At 58.9% G+C, this 26,179-nt stretch carries 21 protein-coding genes; 2 read left to right on the top strand and 19 right to left on the bottom strand.

The annotated features are described in order from the left end of the window. Positions 1 to 34: 34 nt before the first annotated feature. The 14 genes from CQ012_RS07995 to CQ012_RS07930 form a co-directional block, all read right to left on the bottom strand. A complete protein-coding gene (locus CQ012_RS07995) occupies positions 35 to 1,822 on the bottom strand; it encodes a proline--tRNA ligase (protein WP_105661828.1) in 1,788 nt (595 codons plus the stop codon). Between the two features lie 605 nt (positions 1,823 to 2,427). Then, positions 2,428 to 4,218: an NAD(P)/FAD-dependent oxidoreductase gene (locus CQ012_RS07990; protein ID WP_105661827.1), complete on the bottom strand. Its 1,791-nt coding sequence runs from the start codon at positions 4,216 to 4,218 to the stop codon at positions 2,428 to 2,430. 124 nt (positions 4,219 to 4,342) lie between these two features. Continuing rightward, positions 4,343 to 5,560, bottom strand: a complete 1,218-nt coding sequence (locus CQ012_RS07985) for a helix-turn-helix domain-containing protein (RefSeq protein WP_286134597.1) — start codon at positions 5,558 to 5,560, stop codon at positions 4,343 to 4,345. Positions 5,561 to 5,663: 103 nt separating this feature from the next. Further along, a complete protein-coding gene (locus CQ012_RS07980) occupies positions 5,664 to 6,389 on the bottom strand; it encodes a substrate-binding domain-containing protein (RefSeq protein ID WP_105661826.1) in 726 nt (241 codons plus the stop codon). A 501-nt stretch (positions 6,390 to 6,890) separates the two neighbouring features. Next, positions 6,891 to 7,640, bottom strand: coding sequence for a hypothetical protein (locus CQ012_RS07975; protein WP_105661825.1), 750 nt, complete (start codon positions 7,638 to 7,640; stop codon positions 6,891 to 6,893). A gap of 56 nt (positions 7,641 to 7,696) precedes the next feature. Further along, complete coding sequence (locus tag CQ012_RS07970) at positions 7,697 to 8,350, bottom strand: hypothetical protein (protein ID WP_133832999.1); 654 nt, start codon at positions 8,348 to 8,350, stop codon at positions 7,697 to 7,699. Positions 8,351 to 8,485: 135 nt separating this feature from the next. Next, positions 8,486 to 9,382: a GNAT family N-acetyltransferase gene (locus tag CQ012_RS07965; RefSeq protein WP_286134155.1), complete on the bottom strand. Its 897-nt coding sequence runs from the start codon at positions 9,380 to 9,382 to the stop codon at positions 8,486 to 8,488. Then, complete coding sequence (gene ispG / locus CQ012_RS07960) at positions 9,336 to 10,502, bottom strand: flavodoxin-dependent (E)-4-hydroxy-3-methylbut-2-enyl-diphosphate synthase (protein WP_105657267.1); 1,167 nt, start codon at positions 10,500 to 10,502, stop codon at positions 9,336 to 9,338. Before ispG ends, CQ012_RS07965 begins: the two co-directional genes overlap by 47 nt. A 139-nt stretch (positions 10,503 to 10,641) precedes the next feature. Continuing rightward, the gene (locus CQ012_RS07955) at positions 10,642 to 11,196 is read right to left on the bottom strand and encodes an NAD(P)H-dependent oxidoreductase (protein ID WP_105657266.1); all 555 of its coding nucleotides are present in this window, start codon (positions 11,194 to 11,196) and stop codon (positions 10,642 to 10,644) included. 122 nt (positions 11,197 to 11,318) lie between these two features. Further along, entirely contained in the window at positions 11,319 to 11,741 is a 423-nt protein-coding gene (gene arfB / locus CQ012_RS07950; protein ID WP_105661823.1) for an alternative ribosome rescue aminoacyl-tRNA hydrolase ArfB, read from the bottom strand. Between the two features lie 114 nt (positions 11,742 to 11,855). Beyond that, positions 11,856 to 12,155: a YciI family protein gene (locus CQ012_RS07945; protein ID WP_105657265.1), complete on the bottom strand. Its 300-nt coding sequence runs from the start codon at positions 12,153 to 12,155 to the stop codon at positions 11,856 to 11,858. A 23-nt stretch (positions 12,156 to 12,178) separates the two neighbouring features. Continuing rightward, on the bottom strand, positions 12,179 to 13,528 hold the full coding sequence (locus CQ012_RS07940; RefSeq protein ID WP_105661822.1) for a M50 family metallopeptidase: 1,350 nt from the start codon (positions 13,526 to 13,528) through the stop codon (positions 12,179 to 12,181). Continuing rightward, entirely contained in the window at positions 13,525 to 14,748 is a 1,224-nt protein-coding gene (gene dxr, locus CQ012_RS07935; protein WP_105661821.1) for a 1-deoxy-D-xylulose-5-phosphate reductoisomerase, read from the bottom strand. Before dxr ends, CQ012_RS07940 begins: the two co-directional genes overlap by 4 nt. A 76-nt stretch (positions 14,749 to 14,824) precedes the next feature. Beyond that, positions 14,825 to 15,979, bottom strand: a complete 1,155-nt coding sequence (locus CQ012_RS07930) for an acyl-CoA dehydrogenase family protein (RefSeq protein WP_105661820.1) — start codon at positions 15,977 to 15,979, stop codon at positions 14,825 to 14,827. A gap of 237 nt (positions 15,980 to 16,216) precedes the next feature. Between CQ012_RS07930 and CQ012_RS07925 the strand changes: the two genes are divergently transcribed. Both CQ012_RS07925 and CQ012_RS07920 read left to right on the top strand, forming a co-directional pair. After that, complete coding sequence (locus tag CQ012_RS07925) at positions 16,217 to 16,837, top strand: TetR/AcrR family transcriptional regulator (RefSeq protein ID WP_105657261.1); 621 nt, start codon at positions 16,217 to 16,219, stop codon at positions 16,835 to 16,837. Between the two features lie 69 nt (positions 16,838 to 16,906). Then, on the top strand, positions 16,907 to 17,368 hold the full coding sequence (locus tag CQ012_RS07920; RefSeq protein ID WP_105657260.1) for a GNAT family N-acetyltransferase: 462 nt from the start codon (positions 16,907 to 16,909) through the stop codon (positions 17,366 to 17,368). A 445-nt stretch (positions 17,369 to 17,813) separates the two neighbouring features. Here CQ012_RS07920 and CQ012_RS07915 read toward each other — a convergent pair whose 3' ends face one another. The 5 genes from CQ012_RS07915 to CQ012_RS07895 form a co-directional block, all read right to left on the bottom strand. Next, positions 17,814 to 19,511 carry an ABC transporter ATP-binding protein gene (locus CQ012_RS07915; RefSeq protein ID WP_105661819.1) on the bottom strand — a complete coding sequence of 566 codons (1,698 nt, stop codon included), beginning with the start codon at positions 19,509 to 19,511 and terminating at the stop codon, positions 17,814 to 17,816. Next, complete coding sequence (locus CQ012_RS07910) at positions 19,508 to 20,578, bottom strand: ABC transporter permease (RefSeq protein WP_105657258.1); 1,071 nt, start codon at positions 20,576 to 20,578, stop codon at positions 19,508 to 19,510. Before CQ012_RS07910 ends, CQ012_RS07915 begins: the two co-directional genes overlap by 4 nt. Before the next feature lie 51 nt (positions 20,579 to 20,629). Then, positions 20,630 to 22,147 (bottom strand): ABC transporter permease, encoded by a 1,518-nt coding sequence (locus CQ012_RS07905; protein WP_105661818.1) that lies wholly within the window; start codon positions 22,145 to 22,147, stop codon positions 20,630 to 20,632. 141 nt (positions 22,148 to 22,288) lie between these two features. Then, positions 22,289 to 24,097 carry an ABC transporter family substrate-binding protein gene (locus tag CQ012_RS07900; protein ID WP_105661817.1) on the bottom strand — a complete coding sequence of 603 codons (1,809 nt, stop codon included), beginning with the start codon at positions 24,095 to 24,097 and terminating at the stop codon, positions 22,289 to 22,291. 437 nt (positions 24,098 to 24,534) lie between these two features. After that, positions 24,535 to 26,178: an ABC transporter ATP-binding protein gene (locus CQ012_RS07895; RefSeq protein WP_105657255.1), complete on the bottom strand. Its 1,644-nt coding sequence runs from the start codon at positions 26,176 to 26,178 to the stop codon at positions 24,535 to 24,537. Between the last annotated feature and the right edge of the window lies 1 nt (position 26,179).

The raw sequence follows: 26,179 nt of genomic DNA, 5'->3' as shown, positions 1-26,179 counted from the left end.
GCTACTCCCCTATTGAGTTATTGGCTACAGCCTTTTAGGCGCTCAGCTCAGCGACAACGTCCTCGACCTTGACATCGCGGCGTTCGCCGGTGGCACGATCCTTGACCTCAACTACGCCCTCAGCAAGTCCACGGCCCACAACAACGATGGTTGGAATGCCGATCAGTTCTGCATCCGAGAACTTCACGCCCGCGGACACCTTTGGACGGTCATCCAAGATAACTTCCAAACCGGCCGATTCTAGTTCTGAGGCCAACTTCTCAGCAGCCTCAAGCAGTTCTGGGCCCTTGCCGGTAACGACCATGTGGACGTCGGCTGGAGCAACCTGCTTTGGCCATGCCAGACCGTTTTCGTCATGGTAAGCCTCGGCCAGTGCTGCTACCGCACGGGTGACGCCAATGCCGTAGGAGCCCATGGTGACAACCTTCAGCTTGCCGTTCTGGTCCAGGACCCGCAGATCCAGAGCCTCAGCGTACTTGCGGCCAAGCTGGAAGATATGACCCATTTCGATACCGCGTTCGGTGCGCAATGGGCCCGAGCCGTCCGGTGCCGGGTCGCCCTCTAGCACGTTGACCGACTCGATGGTGCCGTCAAAGCCGAAGTCGCGCTCGGCCACCAAGCCGAAAACGTGCTTGCCCTTTTCGTTGGCGCCGGTGATCCACGAGGTACCGGATACTACGCGAGGATCAACCAGGTAGGTGATGCCGCTGGTGCCTTCGGTACCCAGAACAGCCTGATCCAGGCCGTTGCCTGGGCCGATGTAGCCGGCAATCAATTCCGGGTGCTTGGCCAAGTCTTCACCGCTAGCGGCTTCAACCTGGACCTCGCCGATGATGCCCAGCGGGGCACCCACGGTAGCTTCGACACGCTTCAGGTCCACCTGGCGGTCGCCTGGAACACCGATGACTACCAACTGGCGGTTGCCTTCTGGATCGGTGACCGCCAGGACAACGTTTTTCAGGGTGTCCTTGGCTTCCCAAGCACCGGACTCGCGTGGGCGCAGCTCGTTGGCCGCGGCAACCAGCGTCTCGATGGTCGGGGTATCCGGGGTATCGACAACTTCGAACGCAGGTGCGTTGGCGTAATCGATGGACGCTGGCACTACGGTGGTGACAGCTTCCACGTTGGCTGCGTAACCGCCGGCCGAACGGACGAAGGTATCCTCGCCAATAGCTGTTGGATGCAGGAATTCCTCGGACTTGGAGCCGCCCATGGCACCAGCCTGCGCGAAGACCGGAATAACTTCCAGACCCAGGCGCTCGAAGATCTTCAGGTAGGCGCCGCGGTGAGCCATGTAGGCTTCGTCCAGGCCTTCATCATCGATGTTGAAGGAGTACGAATCCTTCATGATGAATTCGCGGCCACGCAGCAGGCCCGCGCGTGGACGTGCTTCGTCGCGGTACTTGTTCTGGATCTGGTACAGGTAGACCGGAAGATCCTTGTACGAGTTGTACAGATCCTTCACCAGCAGCGTGAACATTTCCTCATGGGTCGGTGCCAAGAGGTAGTCTGCATCTTTGCGGTCCTTGAGACGGAACAGGCCTTCGCCGTATTCGGTCCAACGGCCGGTCTGTTCGTAAGGGTCACGTGGCAGCAGCGCTGGGAAGTGGACTTCCTGGCCGCCGATAGCGTTCATTTCCTCGCGAACAATAGCTTCAACGCGCGCAAGGACCTTCAAACCCAACGGCAACCAGGTGTAGATGCCCGGGGCCGCACGACGGATGTAACCGGCGCGTACCAACAACTTGTGGCTGGCGACTTCGGCGTCAACCGGATCTTCACGCAAGGTGCGCAAGAAGGTAGTGGAAAGCTTCAAAACCACTCGGGGTGTCCTTTTCCGTCCGTCGACTTCAGAAATATTTTCGGATGCCGACTAGCTATGCAAAATCAAATGGGTTTTGGCCGCAAAATTGGCCTTAATCAATGCTACAGCTTTCGGCCACTTCCCAATAAATTCAAGGGCTTGCGCGGAATCGTGTTGCGTGCCCGGGGCCGGATGCGGGCCTCTGGATAGATGGTGGGCGCTGCAGGGTTCTGTTTCGTTGAGTCGCTGCCAGCAAAGGACATCCCAGTCGGGTGCCAGTTCCCCGCCGATTTGTACTTGCCAGCACCCATGGCGAGGCTTACGCGGAAGCATGGTGCAGCTGGGTCGGCTGCGGCGCGCAGGCCGGTGCACCGGCGTTGTTGCGGCATCCGCGGTCTGCGCCGATTCATAAACTGCGCAGGTGCCAGGAGCGTGGGAGTCATGGTTCATCCGGCTTTCCGTTCAATTCGTTGTGCGATTTCCAGTCCGTTGCAGTTCAACGAAACGTCCGGATAAGGCCCGAAAACCGCCACGTGGCAGACGCGCGGGTGACCCGGAGGAAGCGCCATACAGCGCTTGCTCCGGGTCCGGGAAACCGATTCACGGGCAGGGAAACGGTGTTATCAGGATTGATGATAGGTTTCGGCGAGCGCATACACCGGAGTTCCGATGCCCTCGTACCGTGCCTTGAGCTGCAAGCCCAGATACTTCGAATAATGCCTGGACTGGTGCAGGTTGCCTCCGTGGAACCAGAGGTTCTTGACCTTGGTGGGCTTCCACATATTGCGCAGTTCCCCCTGCCATGGACCCGGATCCTTAGCGGTCCCCGACCCCAGGCCCCAGCATTTTCCGACTTCATCCGCGACTTCCTGGGAGATGAGCTTCGCCGCCCATCCGTTCATCGAGCCGTAACCGGTGGCGTAGACCACCGCGTCCGCCGGCAGCCGAGTGCCATCGGCCAGCACCACCGATTCTTCGGTCAAGTGCGATACCTCGCCATGGGCCAAAGCAATCGATCCGTCGGCCACCAGCTCGCTGGCACCGATGTTGATGTAGTACCCCGAGCCGCGGCGCAGGTACTTGAGGAACAGCCCTGAACCGTCGTCGCCGAAGTCCAGCTCGAATCCCGCATCCGCCAGCGACTTGTAGAAGTGCGCGTCTTCCTGCTGGATTTTCTCGAAGACCGGCTTATGGAATTCCGGGAGGACTTTGTACGGGATGGAGGCGAAGATCAGGTCTGCCTTGTTGTGGTCTATGCCGGCAGCGAGGGCTTCTTCCGAGTACAGTCCGCCCAGCACATGCTTCATCAGCGATTCGGAGCGCACGATATGCGTGCTGGAACGTTGGACCATAGTCGGCTTGGCCCCGTTTTGCACCAGATCCGCGCAGATATCGTGTGCGGAGTTGTTGGCGCCGATAACCACGACGTTCTTGCCCGCGTACCGTTCGCCGCCTGGATGCTTGGAGGAATGGTTCTGCTCGCCTTTGAAGATCTCGGCTCCCGGGTACTGGGGAATGTTCGGAATACCGGACATGCCGGTGGCCAGCACCAGCTGGATGGGACGCAGGGTCAACGGTACTCCGTCGCGTTCTACCTCGACGATCCACCTCTCTCCTTCCGGATCCTGCCGGGCGCTGGTCGCTTCAGTCAGTGACCAATAGTCCAGCTCCATGAGCTTGGTGTAGCTTTCCAGCCAATCCCCCATCTTGTCCTTGGGCGTGAACACCGGCCAGTGGTCGGGGAAATCAATGTAGGGCATATGGTCATACCAGACCGGATCGTGCAGCGCCAAGGAATGGTAGCGCGAACGCCATTGGTCACCGGGACGCGGATGCCTATCGATGACCAGGGCAGGAACACCCATGCGCTTGAGCCGAGCGGCCAAGCCTATGCCGCCTTGGCCGCCGCCGACAATCAGCGTGTAGGGCTGGTCGGTGATCCCCAGGGACTGCTGCTGCGCGGTACGTCGATCAAGCCAGTTTTCCTTGCTCATCGCTACGCCGTGCTCGGCGCCCAGTTCGCGGCGCGGACCAGCAGGTTCGGGGAATTTGCGCAGGCCCTGCGCGGTGCTCAGCAGGGTCCAGGCCTTCCCATCGCGCAAGCGGAGTAATCCAAGCCCGTTGAATGCGTCGTTCTCGAACGTGTACCAGGCTTCAATGACGCCGTCAGCCTCTTGTGCGCTGGTGACTTCGATGTTCCGCGGCCACGCGCCTCGTTCAACGCCAAGCAGCATCTTCTCGATCCCGTCACGGCCCTCGCTGGTGTGAAGGTTCCATGTCATCGAGGCCAGATCCCGCCAGTAGCACTCCTCCGAAAATAGCTGCACAGCTGCTGGCGCGTCACCCGCTTCCAACGCTATCTGCAAGGAATGGAACCAGCTCCGGGCTTGCAACAAGCAATCATTGTCAGTCATTTGCGTCTCATCTCTTCATCGGGATTCAATGGATGGCCATTCGGGCCCTCCGCGACTAATGAAAGAATATGATCTGCGTCACAAAAGAAAAGCGTTGCAATAGGTTGCAGCTGCTCCGGGATTGCTAGTGGCTGCTCACCGGGACCACGATCCGGTAGGGACGTGAGGCGATCAGGCCACGCAGCTTGGAACGCAAGCGGGATATTTCGGCGCGGATGGTGACGTTCGGCGTATCCGCAGGCCACAGGCTCGCCAACTGCCCTGAGCTCACTCCGTGAGGGTTCGCAGCCAGCAGCTCAAGGATCTGCCAATGCTTCGCGCTCAAGTTGATGCGCGTCGCCCCACCGGGCGAATGGACAATAGCCTGCAGTGAAGCTCCTGCGTACAGCTGGAGGCTCACCTGGCCTTCTGCCCTTTGCAGCAGCCAGCCTCCCGGTGTCCGCCGCGCATCAATTGATCCCAGCCCGGAAATCCAGTTCCGCCCTTCTTCCATGGACATCGGCAAATTGAGCTTGGATCCAACACTGTAGCCTTGGGCGGCGGCTATGGAGCCTTGCACGTCAACTAGGACGTACTCGCCTTCGGGCAGTTGGGTGGAAAGCTGGAGCGTCTGCATTTTCAAGGCATGCTCGGTTTGCAGGAATAATTCTGCTTCTCGGGCCACGGATGAGACCAGAGCCAAGGAGTGCGGATGCGCCGTGCGGAACGAGCCTGCCAGCGTGATCGTGCCAATCAGCGCCGAGGCGGCAGGATTCATGACCGGCGCCGATGTGCAGACCCAGTTGTGCTGTTCTTCCCGGGCATGCTCCGGGCCGAAAATCTGCACCGGGGTACGCTCGGCCATTGCCGCGCCGATCCCATTAGTGCCCACGTCGCTTTCGCGCCAGCGTGCACCGGCGACAAATCCGATGCCGTCACTTCGGCGGCGTACTGCAGAGGGCCCGAGCACCCAGAGCACGAATCCTTGCTCGTCGGAGATGACCAGCTGGTTTCCCGCCTGGGTGGCCAAGGAGAGCAAACGCTCCTTGAAGAGCTCGACCAGTCCGTTGAGTTCTTCGTTAGCCTGCCTGCGCTCGCGTATTTCAGACGTATCCAAAGGAACAATATCTGTTTCAAGCTTGCCGGCCCTGGACCATGAACGCGCCACCACTGGCCGAACCACTTCAGGGATGCACGCACCTTCGGCCCAGAGCTGATGCAGGGACTTCAAGCTTCGGGCTTTGCGCGTCGGATCCTCGCCCGCAGTCAAGGCAGCCTCGATGGATTTGCGTGGCGCACCGTGTTCCAGGGTCATCCATTGAGAATGCCATGTCGACGAGGCGATGAAAAGGAATTCAGCCACTTCTCTTTCAAATCACGACATGGTGAAGGCCCCGAGATGCTGATTCAGGATCAACTTCCCGGGGCCCATGGCCTCATCAGCGACGCCTCAGCGCCGAAACTGATTATTGGGCGTTCTTGGCTTCAGCCAGAGTCTTCTCGGCCAATTGCGTTGCCTGCTCTTGCAGTCCTTCGGAGCCTGGTTGCCCAATGACATTGACCAGGACATAGGTCGAACCGTCCAAAGCCTGGACATTCACGCTGTCCTGGACTGCTTTTCCGCTCATTAAAGTGGTCGTGGAAATGGCCAATTCATGTGGAGCCTGCGTATCGGCATCCAGCACCTTGGACTCAATATCGAGCTTCTGGCCTCCGGACTCCACTTGCATCGTGGAGCATTTGCCGAAGTCGTCGAACTCCAGCAGACTAGCAATGGTTTGACTTGTTGCATCGTCCTTCAAGGACAGCAACTGCACCGTGGTACTGCCTGCAGATTCAGCCACGACGCCTGCTGCCGCATAGGCCTTGCTGAGATCCGTGAAGCTGTTCTCCTTCTGCAGATCGGCGCATTCCTTGGGAGAGACGCCTTCAGCCAAGGCGCTAAGGTCCAAGCCTTCTTGCTGCTGCTGCAACGTGTCGTTGTCGAACACCTGCGCGCTGTCTTGGCCCTCCATTACCTTGTCGATGACGGATTTGACCTGCGTGGCATCGAGAACCTTACCGGACGCCCCCTCGGATTCACTGCTTCCAGCGGAATCTGCAGTGCCGCCGGTTTCGGTGTCTGAACTGGCGCATCCGGTCAAAGCCAGGGCAATTGCTACGGGCAACACCCAAATTGAGCGCTTCTTCATGGTGACTTCCTCACGTCGACGACAATTGATCATCTTCAGTATTTCACAATACGTTGGAAATAAAAGTACTTTCGGGGAGTAATGCCGCGATTCGATTTGAGCACGTATTCACCCCAGTTGCCGGCACTGGCAAAGCTCGGTAGCACGATCGGAACGGCACGTCGTCAAAGCCTCTCACCCTCTGCGGGCGGCAGTCAGCGCCCGGCGGCTGCAAACGAACGTATCGCGAAAGTATTGGGCATGGACCAGGGACAAGCTACAGGTTCTGCTCAGCATTGGTGATTCGGAAATCTGCGAACCGCTCCGCCCGGGCAGGTGGGCAGAATCATTGCCATGTCGCACGGCAAGGCAATGGCGTAGCCATGGCCAGGAAAGTCCGCGTCTGCGCTGGGCATGTTGCGCTCACGTTGGAACCAGGTTCTTAAACCATGGCTCGAGTCGACGCAAAAGATGCACCAACGCTGCTGCGGATGGGATCACGCGGGTGCCTTCAGCGCAGTCCTATTGCACCGATTTGATCTCAGCGAATGCCCGATCCGCCAGGTTTACTGCCTCTCCAGCCAATTCTGCAGGCTGTTGCGAGCCGGTTTGCAAGGTGACCAGGACGAAGTCGTTTCCGTCCAAGGCCTGCACGGCAACCGAGGTCAAAATCTGGCCGCCACCGGCATCCATTTGAGTGGACATTGTCAACGACTGCTCTGCTTGCACATCCAGTGCTAGGATCTGGCGTTCGGCTTGGATTTCCTGTCCCCCTTGATCGATGGCGACCGTCTTGCAGTCTTCGAGATCATCCAGCGTCAAGGCCTGCGCTACTCTCTTTCGCGTCACCTCATCGGTCAGGGAAAACACCTGCACCACCTTGCCCACTGCCTCCGAGGAACTGGTTGCAGTGGCTGCGACAGAGCCGGTCAGATCCGTGACCGTATATTCGGCATTCATGTCGGCGCATTTCTCAGGCTTGATGCCGCTTGGCAAGTTCGCATCCTTGGCAACAGCTAACTGCTTTTGCATTTGCTCGTTGCCAATGACCTGCACAGCCTTGTCGCCTTCTACAATCTTGGAGGCGATGCTCTCGACTTCCTCTGCCGACAGCGCATCCCCGACGGACTGCTCCGCTGGCTGGCTGGGATCCGCCGATGGTGCTTGCGATTCCAAGGAAGCGGAGGGCTCTGGACTCGATCCCGATGAGCAGCTGGTCAAAGCCATCGCAATGGCCAAAGGCAGTGCCCAGAGGGCTGAACGCTTAATCATAGTTTTCTTCCTGTCGTTGCCGACCGGCACATGCGTGTGAAGATCAGCGTGGCGCTCTAGTTCAATTGTTCCAGCAACGCGTGTATGGTCTCAGTTGCCGCCGTCAGCTGCTCGGCCGCCGAGTCCTTCGAAGTCGGTTCTTGCAGGCCAATCAACACGTTCGATGTTGCCGAACGGACAATCAGTTGCTGTTCCGTCGACGAGCCGTTGCTACTGGTTACTACATAGCTTTCACTCATCTCGGCTGGAGAATCGATCGGCTGCTTCGCCAGGTGGTAGGCCCGCGATTCATTGCCGGATTTCACGGTGTACCGGGAGCATCCGGCGTTCTCTTCCAATTTGGCTTTCCACTGTTCCTTCAAGGTTTCCTCGTCGTTGAACAGGGCCACGGTCAAATAGCCATGTTGATATTCGATGGCTCCCATCGTGGAATTCTTCAATTGCTCTGTAATCGGAGCTGCAAAAGTCACGCCGCATTTGCTGGGATTGACTTCCATATTTTCCATCCACTCTTGCGCTACGGGAATGCTGGAGCGGAGCGCCCGGTCATCGAAGACTTTGGCCTTGGGCAAACCGTTTCCGAATTCGGTAAGCCTGGTCTCAAGTTGCTGGGCATCCATTTGCACCAGCGGCAGCGAGTTCGGAGATGGAGAGCTTTCTCCTCCAACGGAGCACGATGCTAACATCGGGATTGCCAGCAAGGCGAGCACGGCCGGAATCTTCTTGATAGTGATTGCTGCTGACACTATTCTCCCCGTCCGTGGTTATAACACCTACGAGTGTATGAGATTCGGATGCGCTTGCCCCGCATTAAGAAGCCTCAGGGACATTTAACCAGCGGCACGCTAGAACAGGATCGTTGCGAAGGTGCCGACCTGTTCAAAGCCGATGCGCTGATAAGTCTTGATTGCAGCGGTGTTGTAGTCGTTGACGTACAGGCTCACTACAGGAGCGAACTGCATCGCGTAGTCCACCGTGGAGGCCATGTAGCCGGCAGCCAAGCCTTGGCCGCGATACATCGGGTTCACCCAAACACCTTGGATTTGCACTACTTCGTCGGTGACGGTGCCTAAATCAGCCTTGAAAATCACGTTGCCGCGCTGGTCGCAGTCCATGAGCGTGTGCCCCTCACGAATTAACTGGCGTACACGGTTGCGGTAGAAGCTTCCCCCGTTTTCCAACGGCGAATATCCAAGTTCTTCTTCGAACATGGCAGCGCTGGCAGGCAGGACTAGGTCGAATTCCTGAACCTGAGCCGGCCGAATCCGGTTGCGGCGAATTCCCTCCGGGATTTGGGTGATGGCCATTAATGGCTGATTTTCCCGGACATCAAAAATTTCTTGCGGACCACCCCGCAAGACGTCATGCATGGCCAGAACTGTTTCTGCCGGTCCGAATACCGAGGCGAATCGCTGTCGGGAATCGATGGCATGCATGGCGTACTTCTGGGCATCGGACTCCGGCATGGCGGTGGGCGCCATATTAGCGCCCACCCAGCATGCCGATTCAAGACCTTCGCTGCCGTCCAAGCCAACGATGTGCGCAAACCCGTCTGGGACTGCTGACCGGTGGATGCTCACCTGCGAACGGGTGAATATATTGGCGACGGGGTCGCGATCGAGCAGCTCAATGAGGGCTGTCGTATCACGACGGCCCAAGATGCGCGGCTCTCCCTCGACGCTCCGGCGGCTAGTTCTAGCTGACGGAGACCATGGGAGAACCCGAGGAAGGATTCTCGTCATTGTCCAGTCCCATTTCTGCTGCCAAACGGTTGGCTTCTTCAATCAAAGTCTCAACAATTTGATCTTCCGGGACGGTCTTGATGACTTCGCCCTTAACGAAGATCTGCCCCTTGCCATTGCCGGAGGCAACGCCGAGGTCAGCGTCGCGGGCTTCGCCCGGTCCGTTGACAACGCAGCCCATTACTGCCACGCGCAATGGAGCCTTCATGCCTTCGAGCCCAGCGGTAACCTGCTCGGCCAAGGTGTAAACATCCACCTGGGCACGACCGCAGGACGGGCAAGAAACGATGTCCAGCTTGCGGGGGCGCAGGTTCAGCGATTCCAGAATCTGGTTGCCGACCTTCACCTCTTCTACCGGTGGAGCGGACAGCGATACGCGAATGGTGTCGCCAATGCCCTTGGAGAGCAGTGCACCGAAAGCGGTGGCGGACTTGATGGTGCCCTGGAATGCTGGACCGGCTTCGGTCACGCCCAGGTGCAGTGGCCAGTCCCCGCGTTCGGCCAGCATCTCGTAGGCACGGACCATGATCACAGGGTCGTTGTGCTTTACCGAGATCTTGAAGTCATGGAATCCATGCTCTTCAAACAGGGAAGCTTCCCAAACAGCTGATTCAACCAGCGCTTCAGGGGTGGCCTTGCCGTACTTCTGCAGCAAGCGGCGATCCAGCGAGCCAGCATTGACGCCGATGCGAATGGAGGTGCCGTGGTCCTTGGCGGCCTGCGCGATTTCCTTGACCTGGTCATCGAACTGGCGGATATTGCCGGGGTTCACGCGCACCGCGCCACAGCCTGCTTCGATGGCAGCGTAGACGTACTTTGGCTGGAAGTGGATATCGGCGATCACCGGGATCTGCGACTTCATCGCAATGATCTTCAGCGCTTCCGCATCCTTATCCGTTGGGCAGGCCACACGCACGATGTCGCAGCCGGCAGCGGTCAGCTCGGCAATCTGCTGCAAGGTGGCGTTGATGTCGTGGGTCTTGGTGGTAGTCATCGACTGAACCGAAATCGGCGAGTCGGAGCCGACACCTACGGATCCAACCTGGAACTGGCGAGTCTTGCGACGTGGTGCGAGTACCGGCGGTGGGCCTGCCGGCATGCCTAGGCTGACCGAAGTCAATGGACGCCTCCGAATAGATTGTGGGTATTTCTCTAGTCCAAGTATGTCACCGTATCGCGGTGAGCGGGTACTCATGCGAGAAAGGCCACGGTTACCGTGGCCTTTCTTGCACTATTGAGCTTCCGGGGATCGTGAAAACCTAGTTGGCTTCGGCGATTTCCTTGATGCTGCTCAGCACGCCAGAGACCTGCTCGACAACTTCAGCGTCATCCTTCGGGTGCAGTTCAGCGAAGCGTACTACCGAGTTAGGGATAGCCAGCTTGACGTTTTCCAGCACGTTGGCGCCGGCGATGTTCAGTGCCTTGCGCGCTTCGTCCTGCGCCCAGACGCCACCGTACTGTCCGAAAGCGGTGCCAACGACCACGGTTGGCATGTCCTTGAGCGCACCGGCACCGAAGGGGCGGGACAGCCAGTCAATGGCGTTCTTCAGGACAGCTGGCATGGTGCCGTTGTACTCAGGAGTGACCAGCATCAGCGCATCGGCGTCACCGGCTGCGTCGCGCAGGGCCTGGGCGGCGGCAGGAACGCCACCTTCCACGTCGTGGTCCTCGTTGTAGAAAGGAATGTTCTCCAAGCCGCTGAACACGGAAACTTCCATGCCTTCAGGTGCGTTGTGCGAAGTGGCTTCGGCCAGCTGCTGGTTGGTCGAACCGTTGCGCAGGGAACCGACGAGGGTGAGGACCTTGGTGGTCATAGGGTGTTCTCCTAAAGGCAAAATAATAGAAAAGCTGACGCTTCACCTACTTTCAACCGTTTCCCCACCCCAACCATTCCGTGCAGCAAAGTGACATGAAGCACAGTAGCTGATCGCTGGGATCAGTCCATCCCTGGTTTGCGGCGAAGTTGCTTGGTGGCTGAGCGAGTAGCTTTGGCACTCAGCCTGCGCCGGTGAGAACCGCGGGTAGGTTTCGTTGCCTTGCGTGCCGGTGCATCCGGCGCCAGCGCTTTTTCCACGATGCGCCCCAACTTCTCTTGGGCGAGCTGGCGGTTGCGCCATTGCGATCGCTCTTCGGAAGCAGTCACGACGATGGCCCCGGCCACCAAGCGAGGTCCGAGCTTCGCCAGCAAGCGCTGACGCTGCCAGTCGGACAAGGCCCGCGAAGCGCCAATTACCCAGGTGAGTTCCACCCGTGAGTCCGAGGTATTCACATGCTGCCCGCCGGGGCCCGAGGAACGGGAGAAATGCCAGTTCAGCTCGGCTGCAGGGATCGCCAGCGTTGACGTGATCTGCACATCCATGATGTTTTCCACTTCCTCTCCCCTACCAGTCTGCGCCATCCGAGCTGTTTAATGCAGGCAGCCTCCGCTGTTCTCGGAAAAGAACAGCGGAGGCTGGTGCAAGGTACCTATCGCCTAGGACGCGAAATCCTCCAGCAGGCCAATTACCGGGTTCCATTCGGTGACGGTGGCCGCGCCGATTCCGCCAACCTTCTGGAAAGGATCATTGGAAAGCACTTCGTCCAGCGCAGCTTGCGATTCTGCCGCGAAGATCAACAGCGCGCCGTCGTTGACCGGGGTCGGCCCCGAAGCAAGAAGGCGTACCGCACCTTCGCCGAGGAAGCCGCAAAGGTACTGGCGGTGTGCTGGACGGTGTTCATTGCGCAGCTCGGTGGAGTTCTCGGCGTACGCGTATTCAACAGCAAAAACAGTCATGCCTACAGCATATTTCTCCCTGCTTAGAACAGCTGTATCGGCTTGAAGATATCCGCATATATTAAGAGCCCGCCCATGACCAGCATCGCTACCACCACGACATAAGTCAGCGGCAAAAGCTTGACCGTGTCCACAGGCCGTACCTTCTTGATCCTGAAGATCCTGGCAACTGTGCGCTTCAGCCCCTCATACAGCGCGCCCACCACGTGGCCGCCATCCAGCGGCAGCAGCGGGATCAGGTTGAAGGCGAACAGGGCCAAGTTCAAACCGCCCACCAATGACAGCAAGGTTGCGAATTTGTCAGCTACCGAGATGGAATCCTCCGCGCTGATCTCTCCGGCAATGCGCCCAACGCCCACGATGGACACCGGCCCATTCGGGTCGCGTTCCTCGCTGCCAAAAGCAGCTTGGGCGACATCCACCATGCGCTGGGGCAGGTGCAGGATGACATCGCCAATTCTCAGCAACTGATCCCCGATCACGCCGGGAACCGCGCTCAGCGGCTGGGTCAGGTCCCGCTGCAAGGAGCCCATCCCGACGAAACCGACCTTGGTCATGATGTATTCGCCCTGCTCATCGAGCAGCACGTAGCCATTTTCGTCGGTCGCCGGGCGTTCGGTCAGGTACGGAGTCAGCTCGGTGGTGCGAATCTGCCCGTCGCGGGCATAGTCCAGGGTGATGGGTTCTCCTGGATGATCGCGGATGACATCGGTGAGCTTATTCCATTCAGCTTCCGCAACAGCGGTGCCGTTTACGGCGGTGATCGTGTCCCCTGGCAGGAGGCCTGCCTCGTAAGCCGGCGCTGGGACATCCTTGTCGGTGCATTCGGCCTGCTCTGCGTTCTGTGCGCTGGCAATGCACTGGTACACCTCGGAGACCGTGGTGGTTGGCGTAGCCTGGCCGAAGCTGGTCAGCACGATGCCGATCACCACGAACCCGATGACCAGGTTCATGATTGGGCCACCGAGCATGATGATGACGCGCTTGTAGATCGGCAGCTGGTAGAACAGCCGGCCTTCATCGCTGGGCAGCACGTTCTCGTTGGCCTGCGAGCGTGCGTCATCCACCATCTGTCCGAAGACCTTCTGGAAGAGATTCGGCTTCTTCCCGGAAGCATCCGAGACGACCTGGTCGCGTGGCGGGTACATGCCCACCATCGAGATGTAGCCGCCCAGGGGCAGGGCCTTGATGCCGTATTGCGTTTCGCCACGCTTGAAGGAAACCAGCGTTTTGCCGAAACCGATCATGTACTGCGGAACGCGCAGCTTGAACAGTTTCGCGGGTACCAGGTGCCCGATTTCATGCAGCGCAATGGACAGCCCGACGGCTACCACCATGAATAGGACGCCGCCGATGAACAGCAATGCACTCATGCTTTGGCCTCGATGATCTTCGTTGCATGGGCGCGGGCCCAGCGGTCTGTTTCCAGCACTGTTTCGACCGATAGCGCTGCGCTCATCGGGGTGTACTCGTCCAAGGCCCGTTCCACGGTCTCAACGATGTCGGTGAAGCGGATCTTTCCATCATGGAAGGCATCCACTGCAATTTCGTTGGCGGCGTTATAGACAGCCATATGCGTTCCCGACGACGCTGCGGCCTGCTTGGCAAGCTTTACAGCGCTGAAGACCTCCTCATCCAGTGGTTCGAAGGTCCAGCTTGCTGCGGTGGAGAAATCGCAAGCCTTCGCGGCACCGGCAACCCGATGCGGCCAATTAATGCCCAAAGCGATCGGCAGGCGCATATCCGGCGGCGATGCCTGGGCGATCACCGAACCGTCGATGAACTCCACCATCGAGTGAATGATTGACTGGCGATGCACCACAGGCTCGATCTTTTCCAGTGGCACGTCGAACAGCAGGTGGGCTTCGATGACTTCCAAAGCCTTGTTGACCATGGTGGCCGAGTTGGTGGTGACCATGCGCCCCATGTCCCAGGTTGGATGAGCCAGCGCCTGGGCGGGGGTGACATCACGCAGCTGCTCATGGCTGTAGCCGAAGAATGGACCGCCAGAGGCAGTCACCAGCAGCTTGGCCACTTCCTCGGGCGCGCCAGAGCGCAGGGCCTGTGCGAGGGCGGAGTGCTCGGAATCAACGGGCGAGATCTGGCCTGGTGCCGCGATCCGCTTGACTACCTGGCCTCCGATGATCAGGGATTCCTTATTGGCCAGTGCCAGCAGGTGGCCGGCTTCCAAGGCAGCAATGGTCGGGGCTAGGCCAATGGCACCGGTGATGCCATTGAGCACCACGTCGGCCTCGGCGAAAGCGGCAACCTCGGTTGCCGCATGCGCGCCGGCCACCAGCTCGGGAGTGTATCCGGTTACCGATGCATCTTCTGCGGCTCGCTTAATGGCCGCGGCAAGCTCCTCCTTGGATTCCACCGCGCTGCCAACGAGCGCAGGGCGGTGCTTAATTGCCTGGCGAGCCAGTAATTCAAGGTTGTACCCACCGGACAGCGCTGCCACGGAGAATTGTCCGGATGCGTTTTCGATGACGTCCAGTCCCTGCGTGCCGATGGAACCGGTGGAACCGATCAGGCTGACGCGACGGGGATGTCCGGCTGGAATGAAAGTTTTCTGGGAGCTCACCCTACCCATTATGGTTCGTTTTACTGTGAGCGCCCAAAGAGCGCCACACCCCAAAATCAGGATGCAGCGCCCCCTCTGGCAAGAATCAGAGACCTAAGCTGCGGGCAATGAGCATCTGCTGGACCTGCGTGGTTCCTTCGCCGATTTCCAGGATCTTCGAATCGCGGTAGTGCCGTGCAACCAATGACTCATTCATGAATCCGTAGCCGCCAAAGATCTGGGTAGCATCACGGGCGTTATCCATCGCCGCTTCGCTGGCAATCAGCTTGGCATGCGCGGCTTCGATCTTGAAGTCCTTGCCGGCGAGCATCTTCGCCGCCGCCGCGTAGTAGGCCAGACGGGCCGTGTGGGCGCGCGAAGCCATGCGAGCGATCATGAAGGAGATGCCCTGGTACTGGCCGATGGCCTGGCCGAAGGAAGTCCGTGTCTTGGCATACTTCACCGCCTCATCGAGGCAACCCTGGGCGGCTCCGGTGGCCAACGCCGCGATGGCGATACGTCCCTCATCGAGAATTTCCAAGAAGTAGGCGTATCCGCGTCCGCGCTCGCCAAGCAGGTTCTCCTCCGGAACTCGCACGCTGCTGAAGCTCAGCGGATGGGTGTCACTGGCACGCCAACCCACCTTGTCGTAGGCCTTCTCCGCGGTGAATCCTTCGGTTCCCGTCGGCACGATGATTGCCGAGATTTCCTTCTTGCCGGTTGCTTCGTCGACACCGGTGACAGCGGTGGCCGTGACGAGGGAAGTGATGTCGGTACCGGAGTTGGTTATGAATTCTTTGGCGCCATCGATAACCCATTCGCCATTTTCCAGTTTCGCTTTGGTCAAGGAAGCTGAGGCGTCGGAGCCTGCACCGGGTTCGGTCAGGCCAAAACCGGCCAAGCGTTCGCCGGCGGCCAGGGCTGGCAGCCACTTCTGCTTCTGGCCCTCGCCGCCAAAGCGGTAGATCGGCATCGCGCCCAGGGAGACGCCGGCTTCGAGAGTGATGGCTACCGACTGGTCTACCTTGCCCAGTTCTTCGAGCGCCAGCGCGAGGTGGAAGTAGTCGCCGCCGGAACCGCCGTATTCTTCGGAGACTGGCAGCCCGAAGAGACCCATCTGCCCCATTTGCTTGACGATGTCATAGGGGAACGCATGGTTGGCATCGTTCTGCGCGCTCTGCGGGGCTACGACTTCCTGGGCGAATTCGCGGACCATGTCGACCAGGTCTTGATACTGGTCGTCGAGTTCGAGATCAATCATCAGGCTCTCTCTTCGTTGAGGGACGAACCGGCATCGGCTGCGGGATGTGCATAAACCGGTGGCGGTCATGTTCTGCGCCAGGTGCGTGAGTTTCTTGGAAGCACACGCCGCGACGCGTATGGTTAATATTTATTAACTGGTTGCTGCCTACGGGTGGGTAAACAGCTACATTTTTGACATTAGTGGCAGCGGTCACACTTGTCCAGACCGAGGCTTGGCAAACGTAAGGAGTTGATTGTGTTGGCGAGCAAATACCAGTCGCTCAATGAACCAACAGAGCGTGAGCGCGCCAAAGCTGAACGACGAGAAGCACTCTTGCGCGAAGCCACTCGACTGTTCGCCTTGAATGGCTACGCGGGTGTTTCGCTGGAGGATCTGGGCGCTGCCTGCGGCATATCCGGTCCGGCCGTGTACCGGCATTTCGCCGGCAAGCAGGCAGTGCTTATCGCTCTGCTAGTAGATATGTCCAAAGATATCTATGCCGGGGGCTGCACGGCCACGGAAGCCGGCGGCACTCCCCTGGAGGTGCTTTCGCGTCTGGTTGATTTCCACACTGACTTCTCGCTGTCCCGCCCGGACATTTTGCAGGTCCAGGACCGTGATTTGAAATCGCTCCCGAAGGCCGAACTGGCATTAGTCCGCAAACTCCAGAACTCCTATATCGGGCTTTGGACTACGGAACTGGCCAAATTGCATCCCACCGGAAGCAAGCAGTCGCACAGATTCCGCGCGCACGCCGTCTTCGGCTTGCTGAACTCGACTGCTCATTCCGCCCACTCGCCGAGGACTAAAAAGTCCGGCCTGAAGCCGTTATTGTCCAACATGGCACTCGCCGCACTCACTTCCCCGGTAGTGTAGGTTTCAAGCCATTGTTCACTGGTGTGCCAATACCGGCACGCTGACCCACACGATTGAAAGGCCTTTATCGTGCAGCTACGAGAAGTCCGCCCTTCCGACTTGGACGCATTCTTCGCTCATCAGCAAGAACCCGAGGCGAACCTCATGGCCGCTTATCAAGCGCGTAACCCAGCCGACCGCGCGGTATTCGACCACCACTGGAACTCGATTCTGAACGATCCGAATGTTCTGGTTCGCACCATCGAGCATGAGGGCGAAGTCGTTGGATCCATTCTGGTCTTCGACGGCGAAGTACCAGAGATCAATTTCTGGACTTCGACCAAGTACTGGGGCAAGGGACTGACCACCAGCGCGGTAGACACCTTCCTCGCCGAATACACCAAGCGCCCATTGACCGCGCATGTGGTCCAGGACAATCTAGGTTCCATCAAGGTCCTGGAACGCCGAGGGTTCAAGACCGTTGGCACCGAGCAGATCTTCTCCAACGCCCGCGCAGAGGTCGTTACCGAAAACGTCATGCAGCTGGACTAGATTCCAAAAGATAGGCAAAAGCTGGCTCTCGGCAGAGAGCCAGCTTTTGCCTATTAACGGGCCTCTACCGCCGAGGTTCCCTTGGTCCTTTCCTGGATCAGCATCGTCCCGCGCCCGGCGCAAAGCCCCAGGCAGGCGTCTGCGGGTTCCGCCCGAGCTGGTTTTCTGCTGCACGATCCGTGCAAGAACGCCAGTGCGGGTCATCCTGTGATTCCTGCAGCGATGAGTGTTGAGCCCGAGGCATTCCCTCTCGTTCAGCTGGTCCAAGTTCCGCCGCCCAGCACCTGCTCGTAGGCCCGCAAGTACTTGTATCGCTTTCCCGGACCGAGGCCGGATCCGGGGAATCGGCTTTCGCCATGTCCAGCTCTCCCGGGCAGACGGAAGGGGCCCGCTTCCAGTTAAAGATCTGGAAACGAGCCCCCTTATTCGTCGTTCAGCTCAGCATCTACTTCGTGCTGTTCAGCAAGCGCCAAGCCGCACGGCGTACTGCCTGCTCATGCGGATCCGGCACCGGAGCCGCGGCCAACAGGCGTTTGGTGTAGTCGTGCGTTGGGGCATGCAGCACGGTATCCACCATGCCCTGCTCAACCGCCCTGCCTGACTGCATCACTACGACCGCATCAGCCAGCATGTCAACGACAGCCAGATCATGGCTGACAAAGAGGCACGCGAAGTTGAAGTCCCGTTGCAGGTCCTGCAGCATTTCCAATACGACTGCCTGAACCGAAACATCCAAAGCACTAGTTGGCTCATCGGCAATCAGCAGCTCGGGGTTCAAGGTCAACGCGCGAGCAATGCAAACACGTTGACGCTGGCCGCCTGAGAGCTCGTGGGGGTATCGGTTGATCACGTTGCGCGGCAGCTTCACCGCATCGAGCAGTTCTTCAGCACGCTTGATGCGCCCTGCTTTGCTGCCAACCTTGTGAACCACCATTGGTTCGGTGATGCAATCGCCAATAGGGAAACGCGGGTTCAAGGATGCTGCCGGGTCCTGGAAGATGACGCCGATTCTCTTGCGAACCGCACGGGCTTCCTTCGGGGAAAGTTTCGGCAGATCATGGCCCTGGACCGACAAGCTGCCGCTAGCCACAGGCAACAAGCCGAGCACCGCCTTGGCGATGGTGGATTTGCCAGAGCCGGACTCGCCCACAATGCCTAGGACTTCGCCCTTGGCAATATCGAAGCTCACCTCTTCCACGGCGCGGAAGATCTTTCCCCGCATGTCGTATTCCAGCACGAGGTCCTTGGCTTCCAGCACCAGCTCGCGTCCTGGAGGCGCAGTTTCGGAGCTGTGCGGGGGCGTCGCAGTAGTAACAGCCGGAGCAGACAGGCGCGGTACCGCGGCCAGCAGACGCTGGGTGTATGGATGTTCCGGGCGCAGCAGAACTTGCTCCACGGTGCCGGTCTCGACGAGGTTGCCCTGGAACATCACGGCCACTTCATCGGCCATATCCGCGACAACACCCATGTTGTGGGTGATCAGCAAGATGCCGGTATTCAGTCGATCCTTGAGCTCGCGCAGCAGATCGAGAATTTCTGCCTGCACCGTTACATCCAGTGCGGTGGTTGGCTCATCGGCGATGATCACCTTGGGATCGCAGGATATCGCCATGGCAATGACGATACGCTGGCGCTGGCCGCCGGAAAACTGGTGCGGGTACTGCTTGACGCGCTTGGCGGGATCCGGGATGCCCACCATGTCCAGCAGCTCGATGGCCCGGTCGGTTGCTTCCTTGCCATAGGCGATGTCGTGCAGTTCCAGCGCTTCAGTCAACTGCCGCTCAATGGTCAGCACCGGGTTCAGCGCAGTCATGGGCTCCTGGAAGACCATCGCGATGTCGGTGGCACGCATCTTGCGCAGCTTGCCTTCGTCCAGGCCAACCACGTTGACGTTGCCGACCTTGGCGGCACCTGAGACATTGGCGTTTTCCGGCAGCAGGCCCATCGCCGCAGTTGAGGTGACGGACTTGCCGGAACCGGACTCGCCAACCAGCGCCACGACCTGCCCGGGGCGGACGGTCAAGGACAAGCCCTTGACTGCGTGGACGTCTGCACCACCGGTGGCAAAGACGACGTTGAGGTCGGTGAAGCTCAGCGCGTAGCCGTCTGAGCCTTGTTCGTTCATTGGTGCTGCGTGGCTCATGGCTTCTCCTTGCGGGTTGGAAGGGCGAACAGGCCGGCGCGGCGGCGGCGCTTCTTTCCGATTTGGCGCGGGTCGAACGCATCGCGCAAGCCGTCACCCAAGAAGTTCACCGACAGGGCGATGGTAACGATGATCATGCCTGGCCACCAGAACAAATACGGGCGGGTGGTGAAGGCGTTCTGGTACTGGCTGATCAGCAGGCCCAGCGAGGATTCTGGAGCCTTCACGCCGAAGCCCAGGTAGGACAGCGAGGACTCCAGCAGGATCGCGCCAGCGATCGCGAAGGTTGCGTTCACGATGATCACACCCATGGTGTTGGGGATCAGGTGCTTGAAGATCACGCGGCTGGTCTTCGAACCCATGGCCTGGGCGGCAGCAACGTATTCGCGTTCGCGCAGCGAAAGGATTTCACCGCGCACCAGTCGGGCCAAGCCGGTCCAGGTCACCAGGCCGAGCACGAGGGCCAGGATGATGATGGAACCGGTGGATGCACCAGCCATCTTGCCCAGAACAGCGGCCAGGACCAGCAATGGGATCACGATGAACAGGTCAGTGATGCGCATCAGGATTTCGTCGACCCATCCGCGGAAGTAGCCGGCAACAGCACCGATGACGGTTCCCAGGACAGTGGCGACCAAGCCAACCACAACGCCGATAATGATGGACTTCTGCGTGCCGTTCATGACCAGGGCGAAGTAGTCCTTGCCGACCGAGTCCTGCCCGAAGGGGTGCTCTCCGATGCGGATGCCTTCGCCGCCGAGCCAGGCGGGGACCAGGCTCAAGGTCGGTTTGCCGCCATCCACAACGGCACCAGCGTGGTAGAAGTTCTGTCCCCACCAGCCGGGGATCGGTCCCCAGCCAATGGAGCTGAAAGCGAAAACGGTGATGACGACCAGGATCACCGCGGAAATCATCGCCGGCTTGTGGCTGACGAAGCGCTCGAGAACAATGCGTCCCTGGCTCTTCGGCTTTTCGTGGATTTGGGCCAGCTTGGCGTCTTCCACCTCGGCCACGGAATTCAGGTTCTGCGGCTCGTTCTCGTTCAAGTTCTTGTTCGGGGTGCTCATCGCTGGTCCTTAGGGTTGCAGGCATGAAGGATGTTCATTGGTCCATGCCTCCTAGACTCGGATTCGTGGGTCAAGCAGGGCGTAAACGATATCCGCCAGCAAGTTGAAAATGATTGCGGCGGTACCGGTAACCAGGAAGAACGCCATCACAGGTGCCGGGTCGACATGATCCAGGCCGGTTGCGAACATTTCGCCCATGCCCTTCCAGCCGAAGACGCGCTCGGTGATCACGGCACCGCCGATCAGGCCGGCGAAGTCGAAGGCTGCAATGGTGGCGATGGGGATCATCGCGTTGCGGAACGCGTGCCGGAAAATCACGGTGCGTTCGCTCAATCCCTTGGAACGGGCGGTGCGAATGTAGTCCTGGCGCTGCACTTCGAGCATGGAAGAACGCGTGTAGCGCGAATAGCTAGCCAAAGAAATCACTGCAAGCAGGATGGTCGGCATCAGCAACTGGGTGCCGTTATCCAGGAAGTGATCCCAGAAACCGCCTTCGAGGTTAGCAGTGGACGACCCGATGGTCGCGATGGGGCGTCCCTTGACGTCCAGGAAACCAGGCCAAGCGCGGAACATGTGATCGACAACGGTCAATCCTGCACCGACAACACCGGTGGCTACGGAGACGGACATCGCTGCTTTGCGCAAGCGGCCGCCCATGAAGCGCCCGACTACTGCCGGAATCGCTACCGCGAGGACCAGTCCGAACAAGAGGATCCATGCGTTTGGTTCCAGCAGCATGTAGAAGGTCGCGTAGTACATGGCCAAGACCAGTACGACGGTAATCAGCGCCGGGTACAGCACGCGCTTTTCCTTCAGGCCAACGCTCATGGCAGTGGCGCTCAAGGCCACGAGTGCCGTCAGCACGATGATGATTGCGGGGCCCATTTGCGGGTAGCGGTAGAAATTCAGCCAAATGCTGTACTGCAGCACCAGCGGGACGAAAACAGCGGCAGCTATGAAGGTGATGCCACGGCGCTTCAAGGAGCCCCCGAGGAACATCTGCAGGACGAGTCCGACGACGATGCCTATGGCTATGGATGACCCCAGGGATATCTGCGGATCCGCCAGCCAGTCGTTGTAGCTGATTGCCAGGTACTCCTTGAGCAGCACAGCTGCCCAGAAGACGGGAAGCGAGAAGAAGAGGAAGGTCATGAAGGTAACGATGTAATCCAGGCCGGAGTACTGGCGGATTGCAGTCAAAACGCCAATGGCGATACCCAGAACCGCGGCGATCACCGTAGCGAGCACTACCAGCCGCAAGGTGGACGATGCGGCGTTGGCCAGCAAGCCGGAGACCTCTACGCCGTTGATATTCTGTCCCAGGTCGCATTGGCCAATCAGGCATTTGCTGGCGCCGGTCAGCCAGTCCCAGTAGCGTCCGTACCAGGGTGCATCCAGGTTCATGTATTCCACACGCTGGGCCATCAAGTACTCGCGGTTATCCGCGTTGCTTTCGCGGAGGTCCTTGAGCGGGTCACCTGAATTGATTACCAGTACGTAGAGCAAGAGCGATGCGGCGAACAGCACGGCAAGTGCTGAGCCTAGTCTCTTGGCGATAAATTTCCACACGGTTCTAATGTCCTACTTTCATCTCACGGAAGTGAGCCGGCCCTTGAGGTTGGGGACCTTTGAACACACTGCGGGGCCCGATTTTTGATCGGGCCCCACATGTGCTCACTCACATTGTGCAAGTACGTTGCCTAGGGGCAATTACTCAGCACGTACCCACTGCTCGGCGTTCCAGACGATCTGGTCCTGCGTTGCGGTGTGACGGACATTTTGGATATCCGAACCCGAGGCGCTCAAGCCTGGGTGGGCGAATACCGGGATGCCGAACAGGTCATCCCACAACAGCTTCTCGATCTTCTTGGTCTGCTCGGCATGGACAGCCGGGTCCAGCGAGCTTGCCAGGGTCGCCCATGCTGCATCGACTTCAGCGTTCGAGTACTGGCCGAAGTTCTGCGGCTTGCCGGTGGCGTAGATGTTCTGGCCGGAACTGATCTGGCCGGAACCTGCCCAAGCGAACAGTGCTACTTCGTAGTCGCCACGGTCTTGCGCACCGTTTGGCGAGAAGAAGTCAGCCGAACCGGTGTCCTCGATCTTGAAGCCCGCTTCATCGCAGGAGGACTTGATGGCCGAGACCTGGTTGGCGCGGCGTTCGTTAGGTGCCGAGTAGCCGATGCGTACTTCGGTACCCACAGCGTCCTGCTCTTCAAGGATCTTCTTGGCGCCTTCGATATCCACCTGGTCATAGCGGCCGTCGTAGGATGCGTCCACTACTTCCTGGTAGTTATCCTGGAACGGGAAGACTTCGCGGGAGTTCATCACGATGGCGTCGGGGTTCAGCGGCTTGATCAGGTTGTCAACAATCTGCTGACGTGGAACACACATGGCAAAGGCCTTGCGCAGTTCCAGATTGGTCATTTCGTTGCCCTTGGCGAAGTTGAAGTCAAGGTGCTCCCAGGTCAGGGTGTCGCCCTTCTGGATTGCTACAGCGTCGCCAAGATTCTCCAGCTGCGCGAGCGTATCAACGGTGGGCTGCGGGTTAATGACGTCAACGTCCTTATTCTGCAATGCCTGGACCATGCTTGCGTCTTCAAGGAAGCGGAAGGTCAGTTCCTTGGTTGCAGGCGCGGGGCCATAGTAGTTCTCATTGGCAACCAGGGTTACGGACTCTCCAGCTTTCCAGCTGCCCAGCTTGTAGGGGCCGGATACAGGCGAGATCTTCTCATCGGGCAGCTTGCCCGGGTCAGTCATCCAGCCTTCGTTCCAGAAATCGGCAGCCTTCTTCAGCTTGTCGGATTCCCCAGCGAGAATGGCTTTGACGAGCTCTTCGGTGCTCATGCCCGACTCTTCGGCCACCACATGTGCTGGGTGGAGCATCCAGGACTGGAGGGCCCAGTCCGGATCAGGCTCGGCGAATTCAACAGTGAATTCCTTGCCATCCCAGTCGCCCTGCGGACCAGCTGGAACAGTGTCGCCGAGATCAACTGAGACCGAGTTGAACAGCGGCTTGTCCTTGGAACCTTCGTTGAGGTTCAGGTTCTGCACTGCCCATGCCAGCACGGAGTCGGCTACGGTGATCGGCGTGCCATCGGACCATTTGGCTTCTTCATTGATGGTGTACTTGATGGTGAGCGGATCGTCGCTCACCTTCTCATAGCTGCCCAAGGCCTCGTTGGGGTACAGCGTGCCGTCAGTACCGAAGTAGCTGAACCCAGCGAACATCCGGTCCACGATGGCCGAGTTGTAGGTGGAATAGGTGTTCGGAGTAAAGCCGTTGTAGCTCAGGAATTCCGGGGCACCTACGGTGACGTTGATATTGTCTTCGGCAGTCTTGATATCACCCAGATCGGCTTTGCCGCTGTTTGCTGCTTCTGCCGAACCGTTGCCGCCACCTGCGCCAGCATCCTTTGATGCATCGGCGCCTGTGTCTCCGCCGCCTGGTGCACAAGCCGAAAGGGCCAGGGCCAGTGCTGCGCCTACAGCTACTGCTTTCGAAACGCGCTGAAACCGCATTTCGCCTCCTTGAGTTCTTGAACGATACGAGTGCTGGATCGGGGGATCCAATGTGGACCAGATCACATGATCAATCCATTGAGCAATAGACTAACCCGAATTTTCTGGCTTGGATATAGAAAGAAGCGCTTCAGATATTGCTGCAATCCTCCCCCTGAGAGTCATTCGCAACGCGCTTGTTACCCGCGGGTTTACGAGATCCAGCTCACACCCCCGAGATTTCAAGGATTTCTTTCAGATTGGGAAAAATCAATCGGGCAACTGTTTCATGCATGTTGACTCGCGGAGTGATTTATAACATTTTTGCAACGTTTGTTTCAGATTGATTAAATCTGAAATATTCGTTGAATATGACGTTGCTTGAGCTCAGGTTAAGCGCAGAATGGGACGGTGAAACCTTACGGTTTCACCGGCCCATTCAGCGGATTTCCGAGCTGCTAGATCAGCGAAGCTCCAGGGATCGCAGCCAGCAGGTTGCGGGTATATGCACTCTTTGGCGCATCGAAAATCTCGTCCGTCGTTCCCTGTTCGACGATCTTTCCGTGTTCCATCACGCATACGTTGTCCGCGATCTGGCGGACTACAGCCAGGTCGTGGGTAATGAACAGGTAGGTAAGGCCCATTTCGCGTTGCAGCTCATCAAGCAGCTCAAGCACCTGGGCCTGCACCAGCACGTCCAACGCCGAAACAGCCTCATCGCAAACGATCATTTCCGGCTGCAAGGCCAGAGCACGCGCGATCGCGATGCGCTGGCGCTGTCCGCCGGACAGCTCGTTCGGGAAGCGGTGCATGGTGGATGCCGGCATGGAAACCTGATCCAGCAGTTCCTTGACCTTCTTCTCCCGTGATGCCGCGTTACCAATACCGTGAATGCGCAGTGGTTCTTCGATGGTTCGGAATATCGAGTACATCGGATCCAAGGATCCGTACGGATCCTGGAAAATCGGCTGGACACGTCGGCGGTACTTGAACAAGTGCTTCTCGCTCAGGTTGCCAATCTGTTCGCCATCAAAGATGATCTCGCCCTCGGTCTTGTCCAACAGGTTGAGCACCATCTGGGCGATGGTGGACTTGCCGGAACCGGACTCGCCTACCACGGCGGTGGTGGTGCCCTTGGGGATCTCGAAGGACACGTTGTCCACCGCGGTGAACTTCTCCTTCTTGCCGAACCCCTTGCGGATATCGAAGACCTTCGTCAGGTTGCTGACCTTCAGCAGCGGCTCGGCCTTGCCCGGAATTACCTCATCAACAATCGCCTCGTGCTTGTCTCCACGCTGTGCTGACAACGATGGAGCCGAGTTGATCAGGCGCTGGGTGTACGGGTGCTTGGGGTTGCGCAGAATCTCCAGCGCTGGGCCATATTCGACGACACGCCCCTTGTACATCACGACGACCTTCTCGGCACGCTCTGCTGCCAAGCCCAGGTCGTGGGTAATCAGCAGCACGGCGGTGCCCAGTTCACTGGTCATGGTGTCCAGATGGTCCAGGATCTGCTGCTGCACGGTGACGTCCAGTGCGCTGGTTGGCTCATCGGCAATCAGCAGGCGCGGGCGGCAGGCCAGGCCAATGGCGATCAGCGCACGCTGACGCATGCCACCGGAGAATTCGTGCGGGTACTGCCTCGCACGCGTCTCCGGATCGGGCAAACCTGCATCGGCCAAGACCTGGGCTACACGCTTGTTCGGGTTATCCCCCGCCAAGCCGTTGGCTTTCAGGGTTTCCTTGACCTGGAACCCGATCTTCCAGACCGGGTTCAAGTTGGACATCGGATCCTGCGGAACCATGCCAATATGGTTGCCGCGCAGCTCTACGAATCGCTTTTCGCTCGCTTGGGCGATGTCCTCGCCGTCAAAAAGAATCTGGCCGGATGAGACCTTGCCGTTGCCGGCCAACAGGCCGATAGCAGCCAGTGCCGAAGTTGACTTGCCGGAACCGGACTCGCCCACGATGGCCACGGTTTCCCCGGGCATCACGGTGAAGTTGGCGTCGCGCACTGCGTGCACTGGACCGTCAGGAGTGGAGAAAGTGATCGCCAGGTCCTTGACTTCCAGCAGAGGCTTGGGAGTTGCACTCTGAGTCATT

Source organism: Arthrobacter sp. MYb214 (assembly GCF_002979865.1).
Lineage (GTDB): Bacteria > Actinomycetota > Actinomycetes > Actinomycetales > Micrococcaceae > Glutamicibacter.
The sequence above is the reverse complement of the archived record's forward strand: the minus strand, read 5'-3'. Positions and strand labels throughout refer to the sequence as shown.